The organism is Peribacillus sp. SRI_006 (assembly GCF_057586375.1).
In genome coordinates this window covers 381,465-407,756 of the sequence record NZ_JBYCZT010000001.1, presented here as the reverse complement: position 1 = coordinate 407,756, position 26,292 = coordinate 381,465, and the positions used below count along the sequence as shown (strand labels likewise).

The 26,292-nt window shown below is 41.2% G+C and carries 28 protein-coding genes, 1 pseudogene and 2 riboswitches; of the genes and pseudogenes, 9 read left to right on the top strand and 20 right to left on the bottom strand.

Annotation, left to right across the window (positions count from 1 at the left end):
• Window positions 1-74 precede the first annotated feature (74 nt).
• Window positions 75-587, bottom strand: a complete 513-nt coding sequence (locus AC2YHV_RS01995) for a YqhR family membrane protein (RefSeq protein WP_057278801.1) — start codon at window positions 585-587, stop codon at window positions 75-77.
• Window positions 588-921: 334 nt separating this feature from the next.
• Between AC2YHV_RS01995 and AC2YHV_RS01990 the strand changes: the two genes are divergently transcribed.
• Together AC2YHV_RS01990 and AC2YHV_RS01985 are read left to right on the top strand one after the other, a co-directional pair.
• Entirely contained in the window at window positions 922-1,878 is a 957-nt protein-coding gene (locus tag AC2YHV_RS01990) for a DUF1385 domain-containing protein (protein WP_063575690.1), read from the top strand.
• Window positions 1,879-2,014: 136 nt separating this feature from the next.
• The gene (locus AC2YHV_RS01985) at window positions 2,015-2,389 is read left to right on the top strand and encodes an SA1362 family protein (RefSeq protein ID WP_048677789.1); all 375 of its coding nucleotides are present in this window, start codon (window positions 2,015-2,017) and stop codon (window positions 2,387-2,389) included.
• A gap of 118 nt (window positions 2,390-2,507) precedes the next feature.
• On the opposite strand, the pseudogene AC2YHV_RS01980 reads toward AC2YHV_RS01985, so the two are convergent.
• The 3 genes and pseudogenes from AC2YHV_RS01980 to splB form a co-directional block, all read right to left on the bottom strand.
• A pseudogene (locus AC2YHV_RS01980) lies at window positions 2,508-3,266 on the bottom strand (transposase).
• Between the two features lie 323 nt (window positions 3,267-3,589).
• Window positions 3,590-4,471 (bottom strand): patatin-like phospholipase family protein, encoded by an 882-nt coding sequence (locus tag AC2YHV_RS01975; protein ID WP_057278803.1) that lies wholly within the window; start codon window positions 4,469-4,471, stop codon window positions 3,590-3,592.
• 85 nt (window positions 4,472-4,556) lie between these two features.
• Window positions 4,557-5,582 (bottom strand): spore photoproduct lyase, encoded by a 1,026-nt coding sequence (gene splB, locus AC2YHV_RS01970; protein WP_487372485.1) that lies wholly within the window; start codon window positions 5,580-5,582, stop codon window positions 4,557-4,559.
• A 137-nt stretch (window positions 5,583-5,719) separates the two neighbouring features.
• On the opposite strand from splB, the gene AC2YHV_RS01965 reads away from it, so the two are divergent.
• Window positions 5,720-5,905, top strand: coding sequence for a hypothetical protein (locus AC2YHV_RS01965; RefSeq protein WP_048688331.1), 186 nt, complete (start codon window positions 5,720-5,722; stop codon window positions 5,903-5,905).
• Window positions 5,906-6,056: 151 nt separating this feature from the next.
• Here AC2YHV_RS01965 and AC2YHV_RS01960 read toward each other — a convergent pair whose 3' ends face one another.
• Entirely contained in the window at window positions 6,057-8,627 is a 2,571-nt protein-coding gene (locus AC2YHV_RS01960; RefSeq protein ID WP_098866541.1) for a vitamin B12-dependent ribonucleotide reductase, read from the bottom strand.
• A 387-nt stretch (window positions 8,628-9,014) separates the two neighbouring features.
• On the bottom strand, window positions 9,015-9,851 hold the full coding sequence (locus AC2YHV_RS01955; protein WP_048688324.1) for a lipoate--protein ligase family protein: 837 nt from the start codon (window positions 9,849-9,851) through the stop codon (window positions 9,015-9,017).
• 201 nt (window positions 9,852-10,052) lie between these two features.
• Here AC2YHV_RS01955 and AC2YHV_RS01950 point away from each other — a divergent pair, with 201 nt between their 5' ends.
• Window positions 10,053-10,436 (top strand): rhodanese-like domain-containing protein, encoded by a 384-nt coding sequence (locus AC2YHV_RS01950; RefSeq protein WP_034308355.1) that lies wholly within the window; start codon window positions 10,053-10,055, stop codon window positions 10,434-10,436.
• A gap of 139 nt (window positions 10,437-10,575) precedes the next feature.
• Here AC2YHV_RS01950 and gcvPB read toward each other — a convergent pair whose 3' ends face one another.
• The 3 genes from gcvPB to gcvT are packed head-to-tail and all read right to left on the bottom strand — an operon-like array spanning window position 10,576 to window position 14,496.
• Window positions 10,576-12,033 carry an aminomethyl-transferring glycine dehydrogenase subunit GcvPB gene (gene gcvPB / locus AC2YHV_RS01945; RefSeq protein WP_057278806.1) on the bottom strand — a complete coding sequence of 486 codons (1,458 nt, stop codon included), beginning with the start codon at window positions 12,031-12,033 and terminating at the stop codon, window positions 10,576-10,578.
• Window positions 12,026-13,372, bottom strand: a complete 1,347-nt coding sequence (gene gcvPA, locus AC2YHV_RS01940; protein ID WP_187049738.1) for an aminomethyl-transferring glycine dehydrogenase subunit GcvPA — start codon at window positions 13,370-13,372, stop codon at window positions 12,026-12,028. The genes gcvPB and gcvPA overlap by 8 nt, the downstream gene beginning before the upstream one ends.
• 17 nt (window positions 13,373-13,389) lie before the next feature.
• Window positions 13,390-14,496, bottom strand: a complete 1,107-nt coding sequence (gcvT, locus tag AC2YHV_RS01935) for a glycine cleavage system aminomethyltransferase GcvT (RefSeq protein WP_063575687.1) — start codon at window positions 14,494-14,496, stop codon at window positions 13,390-13,392.
• Window positions 14,497-14,636: 140 nt separating this feature from the next.
• Window positions 14,637-14,720: riboswitch (glycine riboswitch) on the bottom strand.
• 3 nt (window positions 14,721-14,723) lie between these two features.
• Window positions 14,724-14,811, bottom strand: a riboswitch (glycine riboswitch).
• A gap of 377 nt (window positions 14,812-15,188) precedes the next feature.
• On the opposite strand from gcvT, the gene AC2YHV_RS01930 reads away from it, so the two are divergent.
• Both AC2YHV_RS01930 and AC2YHV_RS01925 read left to right on the top strand, forming a co-directional pair.
• On the top strand, window positions 15,189-16,877 hold the full coding sequence (locus tag AC2YHV_RS01930; protein ID WP_063575686.1) for a DEAD/DEAH box helicase: 1,689 nt from the start codon (window positions 15,189-15,191) through the stop codon (window positions 16,875-16,877).
• Window positions 16,855-17,652 carry a YqhG family protein gene (locus AC2YHV_RS01925; protein ID WP_063575685.1) on the top strand — a complete coding sequence of 266 codons (798 nt, stop codon included), beginning with the start codon at window positions 16,855-16,857 and terminating at the stop codon, window positions 17,650-17,652. The genes AC2YHV_RS01930 and AC2YHV_RS01925 overlap by 23 nt, the downstream gene beginning before the upstream one ends.
• A 43-nt stretch (window positions 17,653-17,695) precedes the next feature.
• Here AC2YHV_RS01925 and AC2YHV_RS01920 read toward each other — a convergent pair whose 3' ends face one another.
• The 9 genes from AC2YHV_RS01920 to AC2YHV_RS01880 all read right to left on the bottom strand — a co-directional run bounded on the left by AC2YHV_RS01920 (window position 17,696) and on the right by AC2YHV_RS01880 (window position 22,545).
• Window positions 17,696-17,881: a YqzE family protein gene (locus tag AC2YHV_RS01920; protein WP_057278811.1), complete on the bottom strand. Its 186-nt coding sequence runs from the start codon at window positions 17,879-17,881 to the stop codon at window positions 17,696-17,698.
• A 115-nt stretch (window positions 17,882-17,996) separates the two neighbouring features.
• Window positions 17,997-18,383, bottom strand: a complete 387-nt coding sequence (gene comGG, locus AC2YHV_RS01915; RefSeq protein WP_053535692.1) for a competence type IV pilus minor pilin ComGG — start codon at window positions 18,381-18,383, stop codon at window positions 17,997-17,999.
• Window positions 18,376-18,855, bottom strand: coding sequence for a competence type IV pilus minor pilin ComGF (comGF, locus tag AC2YHV_RS01910; RefSeq protein ID WP_487372484.1), 480 nt, complete (start codon window positions 18,853-18,855; stop codon window positions 18,376-18,378). Before comGF ends, comGG begins: the two co-directional genes overlap by 8 nt.
• On the bottom strand, window positions 18,803-19,141 hold the full coding sequence (locus AC2YHV_RS01905; RefSeq protein WP_487372483.1) for a hypothetical protein: 339 nt from the start codon (window positions 19,139-19,141) through the stop codon (window positions 18,803-18,805). Before AC2YHV_RS01905 ends, comGF begins: the two co-directional genes overlap by 53 nt.
• A complete protein-coding gene (comGD, locus tag AC2YHV_RS01900) occupies window positions 19,128-19,571 on the bottom strand; it encodes a competence type IV pilus minor pilin ComGD (RefSeq protein WP_034308382.1) in 444 nt (147 codons plus the stop codon). The genes AC2YHV_RS01905 and comGD overlap by 14 nt, the downstream gene beginning before the upstream one ends.
• A gap of 7 nt (window positions 19,572-19,578) precedes the next feature.
• The gene (comGC, locus tag AC2YHV_RS01895) at window positions 19,579-19,890 is read right to left on the bottom strand and encodes a competence type IV pilus major pilin ComGC (protein WP_057278814.1); all 312 of its coding nucleotides are present in this window, start codon (window positions 19,888-19,890) and stop codon (window positions 19,579-19,581) included.
• A gap of 77 nt (window positions 19,891-19,967) precedes the next feature.
• The gene (comGB, locus tag AC2YHV_RS01890) at window positions 19,968-21,002 is read right to left on the bottom strand and encodes a competence type IV pilus assembly protein ComGB (protein ID WP_063575682.1); all 1,035 of its coding nucleotides are present in this window, start codon (window positions 21,000-21,002) and stop codon (window positions 19,968-19,970) included.
• Entirely contained in the window at window positions 20,986-22,071 is a 1,086-nt protein-coding gene (gene comGA, locus AC2YHV_RS01885) for a competence type IV pilus ATPase ComGA (protein ID WP_372464768.1), read from the bottom strand. The genes comGB and comGA overlap by 17 nt, the downstream gene beginning before the upstream one ends.
• 93 nt (window positions 22,072-22,164) lie before the next feature.
• Window positions 22,165-22,545: a Spx/MgsR family RNA polymerase-binding regulatory protein gene (locus AC2YHV_RS01880; protein WP_487372482.1), complete on the bottom strand. Its 381-nt coding sequence runs from the start codon at window positions 22,543-22,545 to the stop codon at window positions 22,165-22,167.
• Window positions 22,546-22,760: 215 nt separating this feature from the next.
• Between AC2YHV_RS01880 and AC2YHV_RS01875 the strand changes: the two genes are divergently transcribed.
• Window positions 22,761-23,462 carry a helix-turn-helix transcriptional regulator gene (locus AC2YHV_RS01875; protein WP_034308391.1) on the top strand — a complete coding sequence of 234 codons (702 nt, stop codon included), beginning with the start codon at window positions 22,761-22,763 and terminating at the stop codon, window positions 23,460-23,462.
• An 85-nt stretch (window positions 23,463-23,547) separates the two neighbouring features.
• Entirely contained in the window at window positions 23,548-23,790 is a 243-nt protein-coding gene (locus tag AC2YHV_RS01870) for a DUF2626 domain-containing protein (protein ID WP_034308393.1), read from the top strand.
• A 52-nt stretch (window positions 23,791-23,842) separates the two neighbouring features.
• On the opposite strand, the gene AC2YHV_RS01865 is transcribed toward AC2YHV_RS01870, so the two are convergent.
• Both AC2YHV_RS01865 and AC2YHV_RS01860 read right to left on the bottom strand, forming a co-directional pair.
• On the bottom strand, window positions 23,843-24,943 hold the full coding sequence (locus tag AC2YHV_RS01865; protein WP_487372481.1) for a class I SAM-dependent methyltransferase: 1,101 nt from the start codon (window positions 24,941-24,943) through the stop codon (window positions 23,843-23,845).
• A gap of 292 nt (window positions 24,944-25,235) precedes the next feature.
• On the bottom strand, window positions 25,236-25,862 hold the full coding sequence (locus tag AC2YHV_RS01860) for an MBL fold metallo-hydrolase (RefSeq protein ID WP_487372480.1): 627 nt from the start codon (window positions 25,860-25,862) through the stop codon (window positions 25,236-25,238).
• Window positions 25,863-26,095: 233 nt separating this feature from the next.
• Here AC2YHV_RS01860 and AC2YHV_RS01855 point away from each other — a divergent pair, with 233 nt between their 5' ends.
• Complete coding sequence (locus AC2YHV_RS01855) at window positions 26,096-26,269, top strand: DUF2759 domain-containing protein (protein WP_034308396.1); 174 nt, start codon at window positions 26,096-26,098, stop codon at window positions 26,267-26,269.
• Window positions 26,270-26,292 lie beyond the last annotated feature (23 nt).

Here is a 26,292-nt window from a genome sequence, read left to right as displayed (position 1 = left end):
TAAAAGATTGCTTTCCATGAACATTCTATCATAATTCCAAATTGTCTTACTACTTTTTTACAACCAAGAAGCAATCAGCTTTCCGATTGCTTCTCGGCCTTGTTTTTATGGCGTATATATTCCTGATGATCATATGATATAGAAAACCCTACAAAAAGACCGTATATAATAAAAATGCATACACTTGTTATAACCGTATTTGCTGACATTTTATAAAAGGTTGGCAAATCGATGAACATCGGTTTCAGGACAAATACAAGTAAAGCCCAGCAGACCACCCCCAAAAAAATACCCGGAAAAATACTCTTCATCCTTTTAAAGAGACTATAGTATATAAAAGCGATCCCCACGGATAGAATTCCGAATAAAATCATGGTCATTACCGTACCGAGCCAATGATCGATCCAGGTCATATTTGACCACGAAGTCAATATGAATTTTGGGCTAAAATCCATAAAGTTAACATAATGGGCTAGGATTCCGATAAAACTGGCTAAAGCCCCCCCAACAAAACCGACAGCAAGTACATTGTAGATTAACATGCTTTGATATTCCTGTTGAATTTGTCCATTTTCATTAGAAGACATATCAAACACCTCCGCTACGTAGTATGCCCTTTGTTAAATAGAACTATTTTTTTTTATTATTGGGGAGGAGAATCACTAGAGGTTTTGTGATTAATTCTGTATGATTAAATCATAAATAATCTGCTTTTTTCAGAGGAAAATCCCCTTCCTCTGTTGAAATTTATAATGTACACAGGATAATACCTTCCTGTGATTCAACATTCAAAAAGCAATTGTAAGGGATAAAGCTTCCATTCCATTTTGGAGGACCGCCTTAAACCCTTGTGATGCTTGATAATACACATGTTAGCACCCATGAGAGAGCTACGTGAATAACTATTAGGTTGGTGTAGAAATGTCTGAGGTTCAAAAACCCGTTTATGGAGGGCAGGCTGTAGTGGAAGGCGTCATGTTCGGTGGCAAACATCACACAGTCACTGCGGTACGCCGCAAAGATTCGACGATTGTATATTATCATCTGCCGCGTGAATCGAAACCTGTTGTAAACCGCTTAAAAAAAATACCGTTTCTACGGGGTATCGTATCACTGATTCAGTCAAGTGCCACCGGTTCGAAACATCTTAACTTTTCAACTGAACAGTATGAAGAAGAAGAAGACGGGGAAAAACAGGTCGAAACGAAAAAAGAGACGAAAGACCCCTCTAAATTAAGTCTTTGGCTAGGCGTTGCCGTGATCGGTGTGATCTCCTTCCTATTTGGGAAATTGCTTTTCACCTTGATTCCCGTCTTCCTCGCAAAATTGACAGAACCCATTTTCAGTGGCCATACGGCTCAGGTATTAGTGGAAAGCTTGTTCAAGCTGATCTTACTGCTCGTATATATTTATGTAGTTTCCTTGACGCCATTGATCAAGCGGGTCTTTCAGTATCACGGAGCAGAGCATAAGGTGATCAATTGCTTTGAAAGCGGAAAAGAATTGACGGTTGCAAATGTGCAGGCAAGTTCCCGCCTTCATTATCGCTGTGGCAGCAGTTTTATTTTATTTACCGTCATTGTAGGGATGTTTGTCTATCTTCTTGTACCAATAGATCCGCTATGGGTTCGTGTCGTCAATCGCATTTTGCTTATCCCCGTCGTGCTCGGCATAGCATTCGAAGTATTGCAGTTGACTAACAAAGTAAGGGACACACCCATCCTGCGTTACCTTGGCTATCCCGGCCTTTGGCTTCAGTTATTGACAACCAAAGCCCCTACCGATGATCAAGTCGAAGTCGCATTGGCATCCTTCCAAGAACTGTTGAGGATGGAAAAAGAGACCGAAAAAGGTTTAGAATCGGATGTAATTGTGTAAAACATCTATACACATTTTGATGATGAAAAATCATATACTAACTAAATGAATGATCTTCATTTTTTCAAATATTTTACAATTAGAATGTTTAAAATAAGCTAAAAATGCTTATGATGCTCTTAAGGAGGTGTCTTTGTTGAAACGTTTCATATCTTTCATGATATACGGAATCATCGCCCTCGGAGTCCTCGGACTATTGAGCCGACTGTTTAATGACCCGATTGGCTTTTTTAGAAACATTCTCATAATAGCCATTGTCGCAGGGATTATTTATATGATTTATACCGGATTAACAAAGGGAAAACCAGTTAAGAAAGAGCAGCAAGCATTCCGAAAGGCTGCCCGCCAATCGAAAAAAAGGCTAAAAAACCGAACTTCGAAAAAAGATAATGTGGCTAGCTTCTCTGCAGCAAAATCATCAAAGAAAATAAAATGGAGAAAGAAAACGGATAGTCACTTAACCGTCATCGAAGGGAAAAAGAATAAAAAGAAAAATCGGGCTTCTTTTTAAGAGCCCGATTCAGTTTGTAGACAAAAGGGGTTGGAATTAAAAAATTCCGAACCCCTTTTGAAATTCCTTTGAAATTTTGACCAAAGGATAAGAGATTTGGGCTCTTCGAGCCACAATGTTAAGCCATTTTAGGACCTTGCCATGTCCAAGTGGCCATCTTCTTTATATTAATGGCAGCGAAAGTAAGCATCGCCTGCATCGACAATTTTTTAAGTCCCCATAAAGTAGTCCAACGCATACCATGCTTTTCTTTTGCATCTGCGAATACACGCTCAATCGTTTCTTTGCGTTTCGCATATATAGGTTTTACCTCTTGATGGAGGTAGCTTATAATCGCTGGTGTTTTATAAGCTGCATCTGCGGCAACTGCTTCTGGTTTTCTAACTTTCTCAATCACTTGCTCAACATGTGGCTCCAAAATATGACTGTCATGTGTATTACCAGGTGTTACAATCGTTCCCAGTACAAAACCGTTGCGGTCTGCGGCCGCATGGAATGAATAGGCAAACTGTTTTGTTACAGGTCTGTATCTTTAAAGCGTCGTTCAAATTTTTCCCGAACTTGGAGTAGGAGGTACTTTATCATGGAAACCATAGCCTAAGAACCAACAGTAAGCCATATTTGTTTCAACTTCTTCAATCGTTTTACGCATGGAACGAATACCGAAGGTTTATTGAATGAATGTCAGTTTAACTAAAATAACTGGATCAATACTTGGGCGTCCTACCTCTGAATACATGTCTATCACCAAATCATAAATGAAAGTGAAGTCAATGGAAGCCTCCATTTTACGAACCAAATGATTCGCCGGCACCAGTTGATCTAAAATAATCATTTCAAGTTGATCTCGCTGAATAGAATTATGTTTCGAAAGCATCCTTATCACCTCAAGTTTTAATAGTTCTATTTTAAAACAAAAAAGACTGTAGGCAAAAGGAGTTTCCATCTAAAATTTTAAACATAGTTGATTGGAACGGAAGGTGCGAGACTCCTGCGGGAATAGCGAGTCTAAGGGAGACCCCACAGGCGCAATTGCGCCGAGGAGGCTCCCGGACCGCCCGCGGAAAGCGAGTGCCTGAAGTGCAAATCAACGTCCAAATTTGTACAAGCCAAAAAAAATGTAGACAAACTCGATTTTCATCGAGTTTGTCTACAGTCTGAATCGGGCTTCTTTTTAAGAGCCCGATTTTTTATTTAACATCAATAAGTCCATTTTTTAAGGAATTCTTTCGTACACTGCCTGCCGTTATTGATCAATTCACCCTTTTTTTCATCATTCAAATTAAAATCCATTGCAGAAATTCCCTTCATCGGGATGAATACAATATTATGGACGTGTTTCTTGGAAATATACCTAGCATCATGGGCATCTTTCATCGTTTTGAATAGTGCGGAGAACAATTCAACCGCATTATCCACCTCATGCGGTTTCCATATCTCATCGACGCTTAACCGCAGGCCAATGACCGGTCTTTCCTTTCTAACATGATCTGAATTGAATAACCACATTGGAAAATTGCTTAACACACCTCCATCAACAAAAAGGAACTTGCTTTTTCCGACATTAAGTTTGACTGGCTCAAAGAAATACGGAATGCTGCAACTCATTCTTACTGCCTTTGCCACTGGAAAAGTGCTCGGGTCTATTCCATAATTAGGCAAATCATCAGGCAGTACGACCAATTTCCCATTTGAAATGTCAGAGGTTATGATACGGAGTGATTTCGGCCGAACATCCTTAAAGGTGACTACATTCCTTTCGGCAAGTTTACCGGCGACCCATGCTTCCAAGGCGTTGCCTTTATAAAGGCCCAGTTTCCAGTATAAAAGAAGCCATTTGGCAAATGGGATAGGCAAAAGACCACGCCTTTTATCCAGCAGGCCGCTTAAATCTATATCAAGAAAAAACTTTTCCATTTCTTTTCCCGTGTACCCAGCCGCTACGAATGCTGCAATTATGGATCCTGCACTCGTCCCTGCTGTTCGATGGAATTCAAATCCCTTTTCTTCTAATTCCTGCAGGGCTCCCACTAAACCATAGCCTTTAATCCCGCCTCCGGAAAAAACGCCGTCAATAATCATAGCTGCCCTCCCCTAATCCGGTCTTTACATTTCTAAGCAGGATTAGAGCGATTTATGACAGTTTCAAAAAGAAAATTGCCTTGTTTCAGGTAAAATACTGAATTTCCGCTTTCGGGAATAATTCCGCTATATACCCACGAATGGTCGTTTCCAGTTCTGCCGCTTCCTCGTTTTGATAAACATATTTACCAATTCCATATCGGCCCCATTTATATTTACGCTTCGTTTCGTCCAGTTCCAATTTTGTTTTCGGATAGTTTTTTTGTATCACTTTTTTTGCTGGACCAGTGAACCGATGCTGGATTAATTCGAAAGTCAAGTCAGGGATATCCACCCCTTTTAAGGCCTCACTCAACCGTTCAAATAATTCATGGTAGCCCTCCTTCCATGCTTCATGACGGTATATTGGAGCTACGATAAAACCCAGGGGATATCCGGCACCTGCCACTTTACGCGCCGCTTCCATCCGTTCTTCGAAGCTCGAAGTCCCGGGTTCGAAATTTTTTATCACATAACGTGAATTTATACTGAAGCGAAATCTCGTTTTTCCATTATGTTCAGCATCCAACAGATGATCGACATGATGGAATTTAGTGACGAACCTAAGAACCCCATATTCACTTTTCCCAAAATACTCTATGGCCCTTTTTAACGAATGTGTCAAATGATCAATTCCGACGATATCTGATGTACAGGCTGCCTCAAAACGGGTAATTTCAGGCTTTCTCTCATTTATATATTTTTCGGCTGCCTCGAAAATCTCGTCAAGATTCACATATGTCCGAATATATGGCTTTGATCCGAGTGTCGTCTGTAAATAACAATAGTGACAATGCCCCATGCACCCTGTAGCAAGAGGGATGGCATATTCAGCAGATGGCTTTGAAGAATCGAATTTCAATGTTTTTCTGATTCCTATCACGAGTGTCGATTTGGCGACACGATATTTTTGCAGATCATTTTCTCCAGGAAGATCCCTAATTTGGTTATGCGATGTGGTCTCACGGATTTCAATGTTCAAATCTTCGAATTTCTTCTTCAATTCCCGGCCAAGCGGGTATTCCAATGCCCTTGGCTCGATATATACTAACTGTGGCATAAATGGTTTCATTTCGATCTCCATTCTTTTTTCGATTTGTTCATACTTTCAATCGAACTACACAATCTAATTGATAAGGATAGTTTTTCTTTATTCTTTTATCCTCATGATTGTTTTTACTTGGAAATTCAAAATGAAGGAGATGCGATATGGCTAATAAACGAGACTTCTTGACAAATGGAATGGGAAAACAAACGATCACCGTTCAAACAGATAATAAATTTCCAAATCCAAGGAATATACCGGGAGACTCTGTCGATGAATTTTCAGTATTGAAAGATGGCAACCAATATCTAGCCGAAAAGGAAATAGGGCAGCAAAATGAAAATGGTTGATTGAACGTGAAAAGAAGACCGAATTTACAATGATTCGGTCTTCACCTATTGGTATATAATTGAACAGACTGTCACTGCCCTGGATTAATGACTCTAAAAAAAGCCGTTAAGATAGCTTTGCAGCATACTTAACGACTTCCTTTGCATCAGCTTATAGCCCGCATTTCAATTGCGCTCCGCAATTCGTGCACGTATTACATCCGCCCATTTCCTGAACTTCACCCTTACGGCATACGGGGCAAGTGTTACCCACTTCCGAACCAATTGTAACATTCGTCGAACGCAGCTCATTTATCGTATCGACCAATACAACTTTTTTCTTTTCTTCCACATTTGTCAATTCATCCATTTCAAGCTGCTCGTCCATTTGGTTTTCTTCCGCTTTGAGCGTAAGGACCTGACTGTCACGGCTGCCATCCACATATACCGTTCCGCCTTTTGCTCCGCCTTTGTATAGACGTTCATATACCTTTTCAACTTGTTCGACAGTATATCCTTTTGGAGCATTGACCGTCTTGCTGATCGAGCTGTCAATCCAGCGTTGAATGATGCATTGAACATCAGCATGTGCTTCTGGAGCTAATTCCATAGCGGAAATGAACCATTTTGGTAGCTCTTCTGTATCGGCTTCTGGATGGCGATCCAAGTATTCCTGTACAATGTCAGCCTTAACTTCAATGAATTTACCAAGACGGCCGCTGCGGAAATACGTGAAGGAGAAATACGGTTCAAGACCTGTTGATACCCCAACCATCGTTCCTGTACTTCCCGTAGGAGCCACTGTCAATAAATGAGAGTTACGGATACCATGTGCAGCAACACTTTCCCTGATATCTTCCGGCATTTTTTCCATAAATCCGGTTTGTGTGAAACGTGTTCTAAGCTCATTGGTTTCTTTGTCCGTTGACCCGATCAGGAATGGGAAACTGCCTTTTTCTTTAGCAAGTTCCACCGAAGCCCTGTAAGCTGTGGTCGCAATCGTTTCAAAAACCTTGTCAACCAGGATATTTCCTTCTTCAGAGCCATATTCCGTTTCACAGTAGATCAACAGGTCATGCAGACCCATTACACCGAGTCCAACCCGTCGCTCGCCCAGTGCCTGTTTTTTGTTTTCATCCAAGAAATAAGGAGTTGCGTCAATGACATTGTCCTGCATGCGCACACCGACTTCAACTGTCTGCTTAAGTTTCTCGAAATTAACCGTTTTGCTTTCTTTATCAGCCATTTCAGCCAGATTGACAGCAGCAAGGTTACATACTGAATATGGGGCCAATGGCTGTTCTCCACAAGGGTTCGTGGCTACAACCTGTTGACCGTATGCTTTGGCATTCGTCATTTCATTTGCATTATCGATAAAGAAAATACCTGGTTCAGCAGAATATGTTGCACAAATGTTTATTAAGTTCCAAAGCTCTTTAGCCCGGATTTTACGGTAAACACGGACTTTATGACCCATTTTCTCCCATTCGCGAACATCGCCGACATTATGCCATTCTTCATTGTAAATGGCCATTTCTTCGGCATTATAGCTTTCAACATCAGGAAAACGCAATTCATATTCCGCATCTTGTTCAGCCGCTTCCATAAATTCCTTGGTCAGGCAAATGGAGATATTGGCTCCAGTCAAGAAATCCGAATTATGGACACTGTATGTTCCGCCTGTACGGATCTTTTCCTCTGCATCCCTAATGATTTTCTCGCTGAACCCGCCTTGGCCAGGAATCTCCTTATAATTGATGATCCCTTGATACATAGCCGTTTCCTGTTCCGTGTGCGGCGTGAATTTCAATTTATCCGTGGCATATTTCTTGATGGCTTCATCTTTGGTGTTTTCCACTAGGTAACGCAAAATCCTTGGATTTTGCATTTTGGAAATGATGAACTCTGCAATATCGGGATGCCAATCAGCAAGCATGATCATTTGCGCGCCTCGTCTGCTGCCGCCCTGTTCAACAAGATGCGTCAGTTTTGCAATATCGTCAAGCCATGACACTGAACCCGAGGATTTTCCATTTACCCCTTTTGCCAGAGTGTTTCTTGGACGCAGTGTCGATCCGTTCGTACCCACTCCGCCGCCGCGGCTCATGATTTCCATCACTTGTTTCCTATGTTCTGAAATACCTTCACGTGAATCCGGTACGAATGGCATTACATAGCAGTTGAAATAAGTAACATCCGTATTGGAACCTGCACCGTATAATACTCGGCCTGCCGGGACGAAATTAAGGTTCTTTAATTCTTCATAGAATTTATTGAACCATTCCGTTCTTTTTTCTTCCGTGGTTTCCACTGATGCCAATCCCGTTGCATTACGTTTCGCAATTTGTTCATAGTATATTTCAAGAGGCTTTTCGATTATATCCAACGGACGGTTTACAATTCCCGTCTCGACTTCTTCCGGATTATCCAATACGCCACGGAATTCTTCATCCACCAATACCTTGGCTTTTTTGGTTTCCCAATCAATTTCAACGATGTAACCGAGACCCCTTGCCGGGAATTTCGGATCTTCCTTAATCGTCAACACGACGAAATCGCCTGCCGAGAGTGTGATTTTTTCAGTATCCTTAAAAGAATAGCGGTCAAGCATGACTAGACGGGACACTCCCTTATGCGCCATTTTCATATCAGCAGTTACAGGGTGAACCTGGGGAAATAAAGAAATATCCTTATTCAACCTTTCTAGATCAACCTTTAAAGCTTCTTTTATTACAACCGACATAATTCCCTCTCCTTTATATGTTTCATGATCCGTTCTTGCTGCCGCAAAAATCCTTATGTAGCCTTACATGTCCGTTTCGCTTAACAAGTACCCTAAATTTATCATAGCGAAACTCAAAAATCAACATATAGTGTCGTATTAAATATTTCAACTACTATATATTGTGTTTGTTTTGAATAACTTTTAATTTTGTCAAACGTTAAATCAATTAATATAGTTAGCAAAAGGGAGGAAAATGTCGATTTATAATAATTTTTCATCAGATTTCAATTAATTTGGACCTTGCTTTTTCCCCATCCCTTTTAGGGCTTATCCCTGCAAGGGATGTGTTATTCGGTCAAACAAATCTGAAAAAACTTTTTATTATCCACTCTAATTATGCTTCCTCTATCTCATGAAATTCCATTCATCGCTTTCATATTTGCTTTCTGCAATTGCCTTCACTTCCAGCAATTGCTTTTCGGTGAGGACATATGGCTCTAAATCGACCGAAAGTCCTTCGGCAAAACCTTTTTCGAAAGCTTCTTTCGCTTCAGGGATGGTTATCTTTCTCCCGGCAATGTCATTCATGGCCACAGCTTTGTTTTTTAAGTTTTTTTGCATTCTCTCTTTAACCCTGTCATTTGAGAATTTAAATACGCTAAAGAGCTTATCATCATCAAGCTCAAGCAAAATGGACCCGTGCTGAAGGATGACGCCTTTTTGCCTGGTTTGAGCGCTGCCAGCGACCTTCCTGCCCTCAACGACCAGTTCATACCAGCTAGGTGCATCAAAGCAGACGGAAGACCTGGGCGATTTTAAAGCCGCTTTTTCCTGTTCGCTTCGAGGCACGGCAAAATAAGCATCCAATCCAAGATTCCTGAACCCCATCAATATTCCTTCAGAAATGACACGATAAGCTTCAGTAACGGTTGTTGGCATTCCCGGATAGGATTCTGGAACGATTACACTATAAGTCAATTCATGTTCGTGCAGTACCGCTCGTCCTCCTGTCGGCCTGCGAACAAAACCAAGGCCCTGCCTTTTGACCTCTTCCAGATCAATCTCCGCTTCTGCCTTTTGAAAATAACCGATCGACAATGTCGCTGGATCCCAGCCGTAAAAGCGTATGATCGGCGGAATTTCCCCTTTGCTTTGCCAGTTTAACAGGGCTTCGTCCAGCGCCATATTAAAAGCCGGTGAACAATACCCCGAATCTATAAAACCCCATTTTTCTTTAGTCATCCTTACCCCTCGTTTCGATAGACGTTTTTCAATGCCCCACAAAAAACTCACATGTAGTAGTTTAACAGACTTTAACACTCTAAAAAAGAAAGTGCTATCAAGTCATGAAGAATTTGATGAAAATTCTTTTTGATTATTGGGTAAAGCAATTATATAATAAAGATTGTCTGTATTCGTTAAGGTAGAAGGGAGTTTTTATGTTTGGAAATATTATATACACTGCTCATCATCCTCGGAGTGGTTATTGCGTATTCACTTTTTAATTGGTACCGCCAGCGTAAAATCGTTAAAACACTAACACAGGACGAATTTATCGCCAACTACAGAAAAGTGCAGCTAATTGATGTGCGGGAACCGAATGATTTCGAAAATGGTCATATCTTAGGCGCAAGAAACATCCCTATGACTCAAATGAAAACCCGCTTGGTCGAAATTAGGCCGGACAAGCCTGTATATTTGTACGCTCAAAGCGAAATCATCAGCGGCAGAGCTGCAGCCATGCTATACAAAAAGGGCTACAGGGAACTTTTTCACTTAAAGGGCGGTTTCAAGATGTGGACCGGGAAAATCAAAGCAAAGAAATAAGACCCATCTCGGCATGGGCTCTTTTTAATTCCATAGCTCAAGTAAAAGAAAGTCAACAGTTGGACTTTAATGGAATCTTACATAAACATGAAAAATCCCCGCCGGAAGGCAGGGATTTTTTTAAGTGTAAGCTACTAATCTAGGCTTGATAACGCAAAATGGGTTTTCTTGCAGCAAGTGTTTCATCAAGCCGCTTTATAACGGTTGTATGCGGAGCTTCCTGAACGATTTCCGGGGTTTCTTCCGCTTCCTTGGCAATCTGGATCATCGCGTCGATGAACGCATCCAGCGTTTCTTTTGACTCGGTTTCAGTCGGTTCTATCATCATTCCTTCTTCCACGTTCAACGGGAAGTAAATGGTTGGAGGATGATACCCGAAATCCAGCAATCTTTTAGCTATATCGAGCGTCCTTACCCCCAATTTCTTTTGCCGGCGTCCGCTTAATACGAATTCATGCTTACAATGACGATTATATGGTAAGTCAAAATAAGGTTCCAACTTGCGCATCATATAATTGGCATTGATGACCGCGTTCTCTGTGACGGCTTTAAGGCCATCAGGACCCATTGAACGAATGTACGTATATGCCCTCACGTTTATTCCGAAATTACCATAATAAGGTTTCACCCTGCCAATGGATTGCGGACGATCATAATCAAGGACGAATTGCTCGCCTTGCTTGACTATAAGAGGTTTAGGCAAGTAAGGAATCAAGTCGGACTTCACACCTACAGGACCAGAACCCGGGCCGCCGCCTCCATGCGGGCCTGTGAATGTTTTATGGAGATTTAAATGAACCACATCAAAGCCCATGTCACCCGGTCGTGCTTTTGATAGGACTGCATTCAGATTCGCTCCATCATAATAAAGCTTCCCACCTGCGTCATGGACAAGTTGTGCCATTTCCAAAATATTTTCTTCAAACAATCCCAATGTATTGGGGTTCGTCAGCATCAAGGCCGCCGTATCCGGTCCGACAACACGTTTTAAATCTTCAAGGTCGACTAACCCATTTTCATCGGACTTCACTGTAATCGTTTCTAGTCCGGCAACAGTGGCAGAGGCAGGATTCGTACCATGGGCCGAATCAGGTACAATCACTTTCGTCCGTTCTGTATCGCCATTCGCTTCGTGAAAAGCGCGTATCATCATCAATCCTGTCCATTCACCGTGGGCACCTGCTGCAGGCTGTAATGTCACTTGGTCCATCCCGGTGATTTCCGTTAAGTGTTCCTGCAAATCAAATAATAGTCCCAATGCTCCTTGTACAGTAGCGGGATCTTGATATGGATGGATATGGGCAAAACCGTTGAAACGTGCCACATTTTCATTTATTTTCGGATTATATTTCATCGTGCATGAACCCAGCGGATAAAAACCCGAATCCACCCCATGATTCCGTTTGGAAAGTGCAGTATAGTGACGCATGATATCCAGTTCGGACACCTCAGGAAGCTTTGCCTCTTCTTCACGGATGTAGTCGGCAGGAAGAATTTCTTCGAGCGGAATAGTTGCAACATCCATTTCTGGCAGACTGTACCCGATCCGGCCGGAAGTACTGATTTCAAAAATGAGTGATTGATCTTGATTATTCATGTTGATCCCCCAATTCCTGCGCAAGTGCATCAATTTCTTCTTTTGTTCTTAGTTCAGTTACCGCAACCAGCATATGGTCTTTCAATTCAGGATAAACCGTCCCTAAATCGAAGCCGCCGATCATCCCTTTTTCAAAAAGGTTTTTATTGACCTCTGAAAACGGAGCAGGCAGTTTAATGACAAATTCATTAAACGAAGGACCGTCGAATATCACTTCCACCCCTTTTGCCATAATTGCTTTTTTCGCATAATGTGCTTTTTGAATATTTTGCACGGCCATTTCTTTGACACCCTTTTTCCCAAGCGCGGTCATTGCAACAGAAGCGGCCAAGGCATTCAAAGCTTGATTGGAACAAATGTTGGATGTGGCTTTGTCACGGCGAATGTGCTGTTCACGAGCTTGAAGCGTCAGGACAAACCCTCTTTTTCCATTCTCATCGACCGTTTGACCAACGAGTCTGCCCGGAACTTTCCGTACAAGTTTATTAGTAACCGCAAAATATCCACAATGAGGGCCACCGAATGCCGCTGGAATGCCGAATGGCTGAGCATCCCCCGTTACGATATCTGCACCGAGTGCACCAGGGGATGTCAAAGCTCCCAATGCAAGCGGATTACTGGAAACGATAAACATGGACTTGACGCCATGAATGATTTCTTCCATTTCTTTCAATGGCTCGATCCGGCCAAAAAAGTTCGGGTATTGCACGATCACTCCTGCAATGTCATCATTCGCCAATTCCCTTAAAGCAGCTAAGTCCGTCACACCGTCTTTATGAGGAATTTCGATCACTTCCACGCGTTGCCCTTTTGCATATGTCTTCACAACTTCTCTTGATTCAGGATGAACGGTTCCTGAAATGAGAATCCTCTTCCGCCTTGTCTGTCCTGAAGCAAGCATCGCTGCTTCAGCCAGCGCCGTCCCGCCGTCATACATGGAGGAGTTAGCCACATCCATGCCCGTCAATTCACATATCATCGTTTGATATTCAAAGATTGCTTGAAGCTCGCCCTGTGAAATTTCAGGCTGATACGGTGTATACGCCGTATAAAACTCAGAACGGGAAAGAACATGATCGACGATGACCGGCGCATAATGGTCATAGACACCCGCACCAAGGAAGGAAGCATAATTTTTAAGGTCCGCATTCTTTGCAGCAAGCCTTGATAATTCTTTCATTAATGCAGGTTCCGATTTAGCAGGCTTGATATCGTATTCTCCTTGAAAACGAACGCTTTCAGGGATATCATTGAAAAGTTCTTCAGCAGCGGATACCCCTATCGCTTCCAGCATTTCTTGTTTATCTTGCTCTGTCATGGGTAAATAACGATGTTTCATCTAATGACCATTCCCCTCTATTTACGTGGTTTTTTATAAAAAGGTGTTTGTATTATAACGGCTTTCAAACGTTTGGAACGGATTTCCACTTCGACTTCCGCATCCAGCACCGAAAATTCCTTATCGATAAGTACCAATCCAACGTTTTTCTTCAATGTTGGCGATTGGGTACCAGTCGTGACCTCGCCAATGACTTCATCACCGCTGTAGACCTTATACCCATGACGTGGAATGCCACGGTCAATCATTTCAATTCCCACAAGCTTCCGGGGAGCCCCTTTCTCCTTTTGCTCAGCAAGAACGGCTTTCCCGAAAAAATCAACTTCCTTATCCACTTTTACTGCAAAACCAATCCCGGCTTCTATCGGGGTGATGTCCGCCGAAAGCTCCTGCCCATACAGCGGCAGTTTCGCTTCAAAACGCAGGGTATCACGAGCGCCTAAACCAATCGGCTGAACCCCCTCTTCCTTACCGGCATCCATAATCGCCTTCCAAAGGGCAGGGCCATTTTTACTGTCGCTATATATTTCAAAACCATCTTCACCAGTGTATCCAGTACGGGATACCAGCGTGGAGATACCGTTAATCATGACATTATCCTTGAACCTGAAAAATCCAATTTCACTTAAGTCAGTACTTCCGGATAGTTTTTGTAATATCTTCTCTGCAGCTGGTCCTTGAAGTGCCAGCTGTGTATAGTCACTTGATACATTCGTAATTTGGGCATCTTCCGTTAAATTCGCTTGAAGCCAATTGAAATCTTTTTCTGTATTCGCTGCATTGACCACGAGCAGATAGTCGTCCTCAGCCCTTTTATACACGATAAGATCATCAACCGTGCCTCCGTTTTCATAACACATGGCGGTATATTGGGCCCCGCCCTGTTGCAGCTTTGATATATCATTTGTCAGCATCTTCTGTAAAAAGGAAAGGCTCCCAGGCCCCTTAACATCGACTTCCCCCATATGGGAAACATCAAATAACCCCGCTTTTGTCCGTACGGCTTCATGTTCATCCTTTATACCCGAAAATTGGACAGGAAGTTCCCAGCCGCCAAAATCAATCGTTTTACCTCCGTATTCACGATAAACCTCAAATAGTGGTGTTCTTTTTAAATTGGTCAAAAAATGACCCCCTTCAGATTTTTTTAAAAATTAATTGGCTTCATTATCAAAAGCTTCTTGTCATTACGCATCAGATACAAGCTGATTCATGATGTGAAAAAAGCACAAAAAAGGACAGAGAAAGCCCGTTTGAGCTTTTTCTCTGTCCTGAAACCTGAAAGTTTACCTATGTAATAGGTTTTCCCCTTTGGTGGCCGTCCCATAACGGGCGGCGCTCTCCAGAGTTGCGTCCAATAAGAGTTCTTTTGCCTGAGAGATTCACTGCTAAGTTTGCTCCTTCGGCGCTACATCCGTAGTCTCTCCCCTTATCTTCACCCGCATATAAATGGTCTACCATTGAAAGGAAGCCGATAAGCCCCAAGCATCGGTAAAACCTTTGAGCATAAATGGAATGCATTCTCTGCCAATTCTCCTAAAACTTCAGAAACCGTTTGACTGATCTCCTTCAGTAATCTTGGATAAATTAGGAGCCTATAGCCCATACTAAGAAAACGCGAACTGCAAAATCGATGTACAAACATTCTTTGTAGCGTTTGGAAATTGGAATTTTCTAAATATACTTATATCCTACCCTAAGAAACTTATCTCTGCAATATTTTTTGAAAAAGAAATATTTTTCTTACTTCACATATGAAATGTTCGGGTTTTGACCTTATATTAAGGAAATTATGATTTAAGAGGGAGTTATTTCTATGAAAATCAATATATCCTTCAATTCTGAATGGAATGACGAGTTTCTGCAAAAGATGGAAAATGACGGTCCATGGGGAAATTGGGAGCTTTATAAGTTGGCGGTTCAAATGGAGGAAAACCTTATCATCCCTGATTTTGAAGGTTTACAGGCGCCCAAGCATCTTCCTCAGCTAACCCCGCTTCCCCATCAATTGGAAGCGGCGAAGCAAGTAGTGGAAAAGATGAATGGAAAAGCCATTTTGGCTGATGAGGTAGGGCTGGGAAAAACAATTGAAGCAGGCTTGATCCTAAAAGAGTATATGATTAGGGGCCTTGTAAAAAAAGTATTGATCCTTGTTCCGGCTTCCCTTGTCACACAATGGGCATTTGAATTGAATACCAAGTTTCATATTCCGGCAGTCGTTCAGAGAAAAAGTTATGTCTGGGACTCCTGTGATGTAGTCATTTCATCCATTGATACAGCGAAACGCGCTCCACATCGAGATATCATCTTTACTCAGGAATATGACTTCATCATTATTGATGAAGCTCATAAACTTAAAAATAATAAGACGAAGAACTATGAATTCGTCCAAAATCTGAAAAAGAAATTTTGTTTACTCCTGACAGCCACTCCGATTCAAAATAAAGTCGAGGAGATATTCCACCTCGTTTCGTTATTGAAACCGGGCCACTTGGGAAATGCCTCACTCTTTTCGGAAAAGTATAAAGGGAAAGGCCGGAACATAACAGAAGATGAACACCTAAAGGAACTGGTCAACACTGTCATGATTCGAAACCGGCGGGCCGATACTGGCATTGAATGGACAAAACGGCATGTGGAAACCATCACCATTGAATTTTCTCCAACGGAACAAGCATTGTATGATGCTGTTTCCAAATTCAAGCCAATTTCGGATGGATCAAAAGGAAGCGCCTTTTCGGCTCTCACTCTCCAAAGGGAAGCATGCAGCAGCAGAGAGGCTGTCTTTTATACATTAAAGAATATGAGGGATAAATACGATCAGCCTTCCCCTGATTTTTTGGCAAAGCTTGATGATTTATTTACTAAAGTGAATGAAACGGTCCAGAACTCAAAGGCTGAAAAAGCTTTGGAACTGATCAAGAAAATTGATGACAAAGTGATTATCTTTACGGAATATCGTGCGACTCAATTATATCTCCAATGGTACCTACAGCAGAATGGAATTTCTTCTGTTCCTTTCCGAGGCGGTTTTAAGCGTGGAAAGAAAGACTGGATGCGTGAATTATTCCAAAAGAACATTCAGGTATTAATCGCAACAGAAGCTGGCGGGGAAGGGATAAACCTTCAGTTTTGCCATCACTTGATTAATTTTGACCTGCCCTGGAACCCAATGAGGCTTGAACAGAGAATTGGACGGATTCACCGCCTTGGTCAGGAAGAAGATGTGATGATTTATAACTTTGCCACGAAAAATACAGTTGAAGAACATATACTGAAGTTACTATACGAAAAAATAAATTTATTTGAAAAAGTAATCGGTGAATTGGATGATATTTTAACCAAACTGGATATTAACAACATTGAAGAATATTTAATTGATGTGGTCGGCGAGTCCAAAACCGAAGGCGAAATGAAAGTCAAGATGGATAATTTTTCATCGTTGATCCAATTCGCTCAATCAATGAAGGAAGGTGAGGTTCATGCAGCAACGGGAAATTCATGATTTTTTAATCACTTTCTTTAAAGCCAATGAGTGTGAAATACTGGATAATGCACCAACCCACCTTACAGTGCAATTGACGATTGAGATGGATAAAGAATTAATGAACAGACCCTTTTATTGGCATTATCTAGAAAAAACAGGAGGTGTTCCGAACCCGGCACAAATCACTTTCATTACCGATCCAGAACAAGCTCCATCCGATTTAAAGGGAGAAATGATTCATTTTGGCTCCCCTCGTCTTCACCAGATTATTCAATCAACCAAAAAGCTGGCAGGGTATACTAGACTTTTTGAGAATACGCCTCCATCAAAAGGCAGAAATAATCCTTTGTTTCCTTGGCTGACCCTGAATGTGAAAATATCCTATCAATGCGACCGCAAAAAAGATACTTTCATGTCAATCGGACTGAATTTAATCTCGGGTGAAATAATGGAAGGGTTTCACCATCGGGTTTTACCGATTAACGTCACCCCGAAAATACCGGATTATTCCTTTACGCTTTCACCTCTGATCATGCCCAAGAGTGGATTGGCAAGACTTGATACATACATCAGAACCAGTTTCGAGGATGATGACCATTCCTGGGCGGAGGAAGCAATGCTGCGCTGGCAGAATGACTTGAATTTATTGGAGCATTTTTACAAGGATATGGACGAAAAAAGTGAGAGCTATTATACCGAAAAAGAAGCACTAAAAGCACAATATGAACCCAACATCAGAATATCCATCATCAACGGAGGATTATTTTACCTTTCAGATAGGGCGTTGGGATAAGTTAAGAATAAAAAAACAGATGTCCAAGTTTAGGACATCTGTTTTACTTTTTGATCGTTTTCCTTATAAACATCGACAAAGCAAAAGGGACAATGCCAAACCAATGTGACATACCCTGGTTTTTATCCTCTTTTCTGTGAAGGCGTTTTTCTTTTCGTTCTTTTTTCGTCAGATTGAAATACTCGACAAGCTGCTGCGTCAGATATTTAATATAAGCGTTTGTAGACATATAAAATCATCACCCTACGCAAAGTATGTCCGGTTTACGCTTATTTTATTCCTTTCCTTGCTCCCTTCACCGTAAACCTGTCGCGTTCCCTAATAAAATGGTGTTGATTTTGCTATTACACAGCTTGCTTCTCCAACCATTCTTTCACTTCCCCCGCTTCTTTATCGTATTGAATGATGACCCTGCCCTCTCGATCATTTTTAGTTTTGGAAGAAAACTCGATATAGACGTAAGGACCTTCTTGCTTCATTAAGGAATATCGCACCACACCATTGGGATATGATATTTCCCCCTGGATGATTTTCGGAATCTCTTCGCCCCACTCTGCCGTCACATCCTTGATGGCTAGATGGACAAGATGGTCGGCCACAAGCGACTCTTCCACTTCTTTATAAAACTTTTTATCAATGATAAACTGGTCGATCATTAGTATCGTGAACATGATGAAAACACTCGCCACAATCATGACCATCGGGAAAACGACTCCTTTTTGATTATTCATCAATTTTCGTATCATTCCTAAAGAAAGGATGAAATCTTCGACTGAAAGTAGTCCCTGCTTTATCCGTTATATTTATAACAATGACACTGCCATCCTTATTGACCTGGAATTCCGAAATGTTCTGCAAGATGACCTCATGCCCCATACCATCCACTCGTCTTCGGACCTTGTCTTCATATTGTTCCAGCGATGCTAATTGTTCACCTGAAAGCAAATATAATTTATTTCCCATTACATCTTGTGCTTTGGAACTCCGGACCTCCTGCTTCACTTGCATGGTAAAGACCTCCCACTCCTTAGGATGCAATTTATCAACGGACCTCATCTGGGTGTTAATGATCGAGAAGAGCTGCAGAACAAAAAGCGACGTCGTCATTAAAATCAATAAAGAAAAAAGCAATTCGATCATCGTAAAGCCATCATTTTTTCGCAGCATCACAAATGGATTCCCAATTACCCGTTTCATGTTCATAGCGTACACACCCTTCAATCATTCCCGGGAAATCCCCATGGTGCTTCCAAAACAATTCATAGCTTCTTTTTTTGTAAATGATTTCCTGATCAACTGCTTGAATCTCCCCATCCATGAACGCCGTCAATCTTTCATATAATAAATGGTGGGCTTCGGTCCTTACGGGAATATCTTTCCGCTGCGTCAATACCTCTTCAAGAATTGGTAAAATGGCAAGGGCCAGTAATATACAAATAGAAAATGCGGCCATCAGCTCAAGGTAGACGTACCCTTTACAATTTCTCAATCCGGAACCTCCCTTTACCGATATTGAGGACCAGCTTGTACTTTCCCTTTGAGGTATCAATCATAATCGTTCCGGCTTTGGATGCATTTCCATATTGATTAAAATGAAAGCTGAACCCCAAAGTGCCGCTTAAAAACTGGATATCCTCTGGTATGCTTCTCTCTAAAACGATCCCCTCCTTATAAGACGAAACGGTATAAATCTTTTCGGTATTATCAATATGGAGGTAAATCAAGCTCTTATGACTGATGGCATACTGTTGAGCATAGAAAAGATCTTCATGAAATTGTGAAAGAAAAAGCCTATTTTCCATTCCTTTAGTGAAGCTGGGATATAGATTAGGACCAATGGAAATTAGGAGTACAAAAATAGCGAGGACAATAAGGGTTTCAGATAGTGTATACCCACCATCTGAATGCCGTATATTCACTTCTCTCCTACTCAACGACCGTTATCTTTCCTTTACTATCCAAACTAATTTCATTCCCATTAGGGCAGGATGTCTGTTTGAGGTAGCCTTGACTTTCCAATTCACCGATACTTTCGGGCAGTTTAGCATTATCGATTTCATAAGCCTGCACCTGTGCTTGGGCCATCTTAACGAAAGCTTCACATCCTTTAGACTGGATTGTGGATTGGTTTTTCGTGATATTGGGGATTGTTATAATCAAAAGGATGGATATCACCAGTAAAACAATAAGCATTTCTATTAGGGTAAAACCACGTTCATTCATCACTTTCTTCAACATATCATCATGCTCCTAAAAGCATCTGAATACCAGATGACCTTCGGGCATTTTCACCTCCGGAATACAAAAATGAAATCCTATAAACCTTCGAGCAGTGAGAACATCGGCAGCAAAACCGCCAAATAAATGGACACGATCAAAAGACCTATCAGTGAAAACATTAGAGGCTGAATGATTTTCAAGATTGCATTCATTCTCTCTTCAATTTTCTCCAGTATAAAACGACTGTAATGAAGTAACTCGGCATCAAGTCTGCCGTATTTTTGACCATTTGCAGCGACGACCGGTAAATTCCCATCAAAATATGGGAGCTCCCGAAAAATCATTTCCAGTGATCTGCCCTCGATCAGATCATCCTTGATGATATTGCAAAGTTTTTGGTAAAAAGGCTGCTGTTGATTTATCGAGAATAATTTGATGCTATCGTTAATCGATAGTCCTCCGGAAAGCAAGCCACTGAATTGGCTTGCAAAAAAATAAGTTTCGTATAATTTGATGAACCTCCCGAATATCGGAATTCCCATCAAAATCCTTCGCTGCCTTAATGGGCATAATCCATTGAACCAAAATCGTTTGAGTGCATACAAGAATAGGAGCAATCCGAGTAATAAGAAGGGTAGTGCTGGAAGAATGAACGTGGAGGCTGACATTAATCTTAAGAGAATATGCTGATCGACATCCATCGTGAAATAGATGGTCTGGAATTGGGGAAGGAGAACACTCTGAAGAATATAAAAAACGATGCTTACAAAAAAGACTAAGAATACGGGATACACCATTAACTTTTTTACTTTATCCATATCCTCGATTCTTTTCTTCCAATATCGCCCACCTTCTTTCAACGCCCGTTCCAGGTCGCCATATTGTTCTCCATAAAATATATAACTTACAAGCTGCGGATGAAAATTAAGATGGGTCAGCACCATGTGCAACGGGTAGCCGTTCCTTAAATCGGCTATAGCCTGAGTGAAGTCTTCCGCTTTCTTCTTTGATTCCTGAAACTCAAGAAAATGTAAAGCTTCCGCCAAAGGATAACCATGATTCAATAATTCACCTAGCTTCGAAATAAAGACCGCCTGCTCTTTTACCTTCCATTTACTTTTTGGTTTCATGGTAGACCAGCCGTTCATATTCCTGAGATCCCACATAGCCCATCGCAACCGCTTTTCCGATTTCATCCTTTAATTGGCGGTAGCTGACCGTTGCCATTTCTTTTTCATCTCCCATTATCCGGAGAACTTCAGCCAGGCTTTTTCCATATAGCAATTCATATACACTTGCCCTTTTATTCCTAGCAGTCATTTTGCAAGCTAAAGCACAGTCCCCTTTACACGGAAGACATCGTAATTCAACCAGCCGCTGCGCTGTCACGCCAATCAAAGTCTGTTCAACCTCAAGTAAGCTGACACCAAATTCCAGTAATCTGGAGATGGCGCCCTGGGCGTCCCTCGTATGCATGGTCGTTAGTATCAAATGACCGGTTAATGCGGCACGGACTGCGATTTTGGCAGTTTCTGCATCCCGGACTTCCCCAACCATGATCACGTCCGGGTCATGCCTCAGAACAGCTTTTAGGCCGACTGAATACGTAATGCCCGCCTTTTCATTGATTTGGACTTGCAATACCTTTTCGGATACATTTTCAATGGGATCTTCAAGTGTAATGATATTTCGATTGATCATCTCATGGGCGTGGTGAAGCAGGGAATATAGTGTCGTGGTTTTCCCACTGCCGGTCGGGCCGGTAAATATGAGCATGCCATGGGAATGCTTCAAGAGTGCAATCAATTTTTGAACGGTGTTTGGAAATAAGGATAACTGTTCTAGAGGAAGGATATTCTGTTGGGGTATTAAGCGGATGACCAAACTTTCGAGATGGGCAGTGGGTAAAGTGGAAAGGCGGAGTCCGACCACCTGGTTAGCCAAATTGATGGTGATGGCACCACTCTGGGGCCTCCTTTTCTCCCCTATATCCATCGAGGCAAGGAACTTCAAATGGGCGATCAGCCTTTCAGCTTCAAAGAATGATAATGTTTCCTGGGGAACAAGCTTATTGTCTATTCTGAATTGGATGTGAGGCCCCTCTCCGCGAAAAAAAATGTGGATATCCGATGCCGATTCCACGATGGCACGGGTTAGTATTTTTTCTGCGGTCTTTTCAATCGATATCAATTCATTCATCACCTCCTATGTTTCTTGTTTTATTGATTCGACAATCCACGACAAATTCCTGCTTCAGAATAAAAAAATTCCCGAAAAACTTCGAGAATCATCTCACATGCTTATTTTCAACTCAAGTCTCCGGGAAACCAAATTTCTTAATGCATCTACATTATGGCCAATCACCAGTTTTTCCCCGTCTATGAGAATGGGCCTTCTTAATAACTTCGGTTCTTTTGTTAATAATTGGATGACATCAGAAAGCATCATTTCGTCAATATTAACTTGTAAGTCTTTGTAAGCTTCACTTCTTGTCGCCAAGACTTCATCAAGTCCCTCCGATGTCAATTCAAGAATTCTTTTTAACTCTGCTACAGTTGGAGTCTCTCTGAATAAATGTCGCTCATCGAAGGAAACTTGATTGGCGCTTAACCATTTTTTTGTTTTGCGGCAAGATGTACAGCTTGGATACGAAAAGAAAGTTAACTGTGCCATACTAATCACTCCCCGTTCACATTTTGTATACATTTATAGTTTATACAATTATTGTACAACGTTTGTATAATTAATGTATACATATTTGTTTTATAAAACCGATTTAAATGTGAACGTTTTTTAAACTAAAGAGTGTTTGCCCTTTCCCTTATTCCATTTTTTTCTGCCTGCATTATAATGGACATAGGTAAACTATGGAATAGCAGGAGGGTGTAATGGAACAAACGTTAAAAATAACAAACGTGTTAGCTGATCCCACCAGATATTATATATATCAGCATATAGTGAACAACCATGGTGATGTATCGGTACAGGAAATCGCCGATTCATTCAACATCCATCCAAATGTTGCCCGTCTACATTTGTCAAAACTTGAGGATATCGATATGTTGACCTCGATTTCCCGAAAGACCGGGAAAGGCGGCCGCCCAAGCAGACTTTATCGATTATCTGACAAAGTCATACAGCTTCATTTTCCATATAGGAACTATCAGCTGCTTGCAAAGATTGCCGTCCAGTCGATGATGACTTTAGGGGAACAAGGAAAACAGGCTCTTTATGAAACGGGAAAAGTATTCGGGGAGGAATTAATCAATCAGCAACTTGCCCTGAACTCGACATCGATCGATCGGCTTGCTTTTGCGGAAAAAGTCAACATGCTTAAAAATGCGGCTACCATTGCAGGGTTATCTCCTGAAATACAAGCAAGCGAAGAAGAAAATAAAATATCCTTCCGTATCTTCAATTGCCCGTTTAAGGAAGTTACTGAAGTCGAGCCAGGAACAATCTGCTCCATGCATAATTCATTTTTAAAAGGTATGTTCGAAGCCTTGTTTGAGAATGTCACTATTGTGGAAATAGAAAATATGATGTCCAATTGTGCAGCATGCTCATACCAGGCTTCGGTTCTCACATAGAAACAAAAGGCATCCTTTACATTACCTTACAATTTCATTTATAATTATTTAGAATGTACACGACTAGACATAAGGAGGGATTCGGATGGAACGCATGTTCAGAGTATGTGGATTTTGGACAGGAATTATGGCCATTTTCTTTTATCTTGGCCATATGCATCAAACGTCTTTGCTTTTCTTTGCACAAACGATCTTTTTTGTACTTTTAAGTTATTTGAAATTATCCGAGCGCATGTATATCTATGTTTTCGGCGCCTATCTTACCGTTTTCTTTGCAGGATTTTCCTACTGGAGCGTATTTATGATGACTCCGGGTGCTGCGCATTAAGAACAAGCAATATTACATAACCCATGAATTTGGATTCATGGGTTTTTACTTGTCACCATTCAGGAAAAATCCTTACATCATCTGCTAAATTCTTCGATTGAAGCAACACTTTGAAATGTTCACTAAATCCCCCAGGAACGATCAGCCCCCGGATTGCCCGATTACGCTTTGCCGTTTTCGAGAATGGATCAGTTCCTTGATGGTCCTTCAATTCCTCTAGTATCCCTGCTTTAAGCAAGAATTCATTTTGAAGAAAAAGCCCTCGATTGGAAAGATCCTTTCTTTTTCCAATCTCGATTAATGTGTCAAAATGGATATGTGTCGTCAGATCCATATCACCAGGATACATAAGTGCATCTTTAATCATTTGATGCCGATAATAGCCCCTCAAGCTCCCTTGAAGATGAGCAGGCTCCTTCCATTCCCTATCGGTATAGCCATAATCGATTGTAAGGAGAATACCCGATTCGATACAGGAAACGATCTTTTCATATTCACGGATCATGTTTAGCGGAACTTCGTATCGTTGTTTTTCATTTAAGGTGATTTTTCGTTCAGTAAGGTAAGAAAGAATGTCAGGGTTGTCCAAAGGTTCTCTCTCTTCTACCAAATCTCCTTCCTTTTCAGTGACGAATACCTCTACCAAGGCTCCCTTATACTTTTCAATGACATACACAGGCAACGCGTCGAAAAGTTCGTTTGAAAAGACGATTCCATTTACATTCGTCCATTTATCTAAACTGGCAGCAGAAACTGCCTGTTTGAATATCCCTAAGCGTTCATGCTGAATCTTTCTATGAAATGGACTGCCATCCACAAGAACATAAGTTAAAGAGTCCCATATCTGCGGCTCCGTTTCTTTTATGTAAACGAGGATGTCATACGCCAGTTTACCGTCCCCTGCGCCGACCTCGATGATTCTTGGTGAAACTCCGCATCTTTTTATCAAATATACGAACCATCTCGCCAGTGATCTCCCAAATGCATCCCCAACATTGCCGGACGTATAAAAATCCCCTTTTGGGCCAATCTTCTCTTTTGCGCGTGCATAGTAGCCTATTTTTGGCGTATATAAAACAGCATCCATATAGTCATTATAGGAGATTCTTTTTTGCGGGCTTCCTGCAATCAATTCCTTTAAATGATTTTTCAACACAACAGCCTCCGTCTCCATGATTTTCCATCTTATTATAAAACACAGTAAATAAGTTTTTTTAACGACATTCATATAGAAAACAAATTTAAAGTTCACAAAATGTTCAATTTTCATCTCGCAGTTATAACAGTGTATCTACTAAATGAATTTCATAGGAGGTTCAAAAATGCACATTGGGGAAGACCCTGTTTTTTTATATTCAGTATAGTTCCGGAATTGACCCATTTCAATATTTTTACATATTTAAGAACTTAAAAAACAGGTGCCATAGCGGCACCTGAAAAAGTAATTATCTCAAAAAGGGATTGGTATTCTTTTCATCCAGAATCGTCGTGACAGGGCCATGACCTGGAAAAACGATAGCATCATCAGAAAGTGTCAGCAGCTTCGTTTCAATGCTATTTAAGAGCACTGACTCGCTTCCGCCTATTAAATCGGTTCTGCCAACGCTTCCTTGGAACAAGACGTCCCCAGAAAAGAGGAGACGTTCGTCCTTCACATAATACGAAACGCTCCCTGGTGAGTGTCCAGGGGTTTCGAATACTTCGAAAGTGAATCCTCCAATCGTAAGCTCTTGCTCATTTGCCAAGATGTGATCGGCAGGCTTCATTCGCATTGGATTTTCAGGGAACCAGTTTTGAGAACCATTCAATGCGGGATCAAGTAGCCACTTGGCCTCTTTTTCATGAATATATGCAGGGATTCCATAATGATCCCGAACAGCATCCAGAGCACCGATATGATCAAAATGTGCATGTGTCAATAAAATCGCTAAAGGCTTTAAATTTTTTGTTTGTATGTACTGTATGATTTTCTGTGGCTCTTCACCCGGATCGAAAATGATGCAATCCTGTCCATCGGAAACTACATAACAATTCGTTTGCAGCGGGCCTAGAGGAATTTGTGTCCATTTCATTTCCATCAACTCCATTATGATTTTCTATCTTTATCTTACACTAATTAAGCTGCTAATGTTAATCCAGTTTACTCATGTCATAGAAGTGTCACCTATTAAGCCTCGACAAATAATTGAAAAAATATTAAGATATTAACAAATGCAATCTTTTCTACATATTTTTGGTAGTTGCTTTATTCTCTGGGTATATTATTAGGGATTAGGTATTCATTATGAAAAAAGGGGGTTTTGACATGATATTAATGGTTGTTTTCGGACTTGTGGCTATATTAGGAGTAGCAGCTGTGTTTACCTCATTAAAAAAGAGAAACTTCTTAGGATTCATTTTTGCAGCCGGCAGTGCGGTCGTGTTTGGCTGGTTCACTGTCATGACTGTCATCAACAGCGGTTTTCCTGTTGCCCATTGAAGAAAAAAGCTCGCCATCCGGCG

Coding starts and splice junctions, on each gene's coding strand:
- AC2YHV_RS01930 (WP_063575686.1), top strand. CDS start 15,189: ATGAAAATCAATATATCCTTCAATTCTGAATGGAATGACGAGTTTCTG.
- AC2YHV_RS01995 (WP_057278801.1), bottom strand. CDS start 587: ATGTCTTCTAATGAAAATGGACAAATTCAACAGGAATATCAAAGCATG.
- AC2YHV_RS01920 (WP_057278811.1), bottom strand. CDS start 17,881: ATGTCTACAAACGCTTATATTAAATATCTGACGCAGCAGCTTGTCGAG.
- splB (WP_487372485.1), bottom strand. CDS start 5,582: ATGAAACCATTTATGCCACAGTTAGTATATATCGAGCCAAGGGCATTG.
- comGF (WP_487372484.1), bottom strand. CDS start 18,855: ATGAACATGAAACGGGTAATTGGGAATCCATTTGTGATGCTGCGAAAA.
- AC2YHV_RS01965 (WP_048688331.1), top strand. CDS start 5,720: ATGGCTAATAAACGAGACTTCTTGACAAATGGAATGGGAAAACAAACG.
- gcvPA (WP_187049738.1), bottom strand. CDS start 13,372: ATGAAACATCGTTATTTACCCATGACAGAGCAAGATAAACAAGAAATG.
- AC2YHV_RS01860 (WP_487372480.1), bottom strand. CDS start 25,862: ATGAAATGGACACAAATTCCTCTAGGCCCGCTGCAAACGAATTGTTAT.
- AC2YHV_RS01925 (WP_063575685.1), top strand. CDS start 16,855: ATGCAGCAACGGGAAATTCATGATTTTTTAATCACTTTCTTTAAAGCC.
- comGA (WP_372464768.1), bottom strand. CDS start 22,071: ATGAATGAATTGATATCGATTGAAAAGACCGCAGAAAAAATACTAACC.
- comGB (WP_063575682.1), bottom strand. CDS start 21,002: ATGAAACCAAAAAGTAAATGGAAGGTAAAAGAGCAGGCGGTCTTTATT.
- AC2YHV_RS01870 (WP_034308393.1), top strand. CDS start 23,548: ATGGAACGCATGTTCAGAGTATGTGGATTTTGGACAGGAATTATGGCC.
- gcvPB (WP_057278806.1), bottom strand. CDS start 12,033: ATGAATAATCAAGATCAATCACTCATTTTTGAAATCAGTACTTCCGGC.
- AC2YHV_RS01960 (WP_098866541.1), bottom strand. CDS start 8,627: ATGTCGGTTGTAATAAAAGAAGCTTTAAAGGTTGATCTAGAAAGGTTG.
- comGG (WP_053535692.1), bottom strand. CDS start 18,383: ATGAATAATCAAAAAGGAGTCGTTTTCCCGATGGTCATGATTGTGGCG.
- AC2YHV_RS01855 (WP_034308396.1), top strand. CDS start 26,096: ATGATATTAATGGTTGTTTTCGGACTTGTGGCTATATTAGGAGTAGCA.
- AC2YHV_RS01990 (WP_063575690.1), top strand. CDS start 922: ATGTCTGAGGTTCAAAAACCCGTTTATGGAGGGCAGGCTGTAGTGGAA.
- comGC (WP_057278814.1), bottom strand. CDS start 19,890: ATGTTGAAGAAAGTGATGAATGAACGTGGTTTTACCCTAATAGAAATG.
- AC2YHV_RS01955 (WP_048688324.1), bottom strand. CDS start 9,851: ATGACTAAAGAAAAATGGGGTTTTATAGATTCGGGGTATTGTTCACCG.
- AC2YHV_RS01880 (WP_487372482.1), bottom strand. CDS start 22,545: ATGGCACAGTTAACTTTCTTTTCGTATCCAAGCTGTACATCTTGCCGC.
- AC2YHV_RS01875 (WP_034308391.1), top strand. CDS start 22,761: ATGGAACAAACGTTAAAAATAACAAACGTGTTAGCTGATCCCACCAGA.
- AC2YHV_RS01975 (WP_057278803.1), bottom strand. CDS start 4,471: ATGATTATTGACGGCGTTTTTTCCGGAGGCGGGATTAAAGGCTATGGT.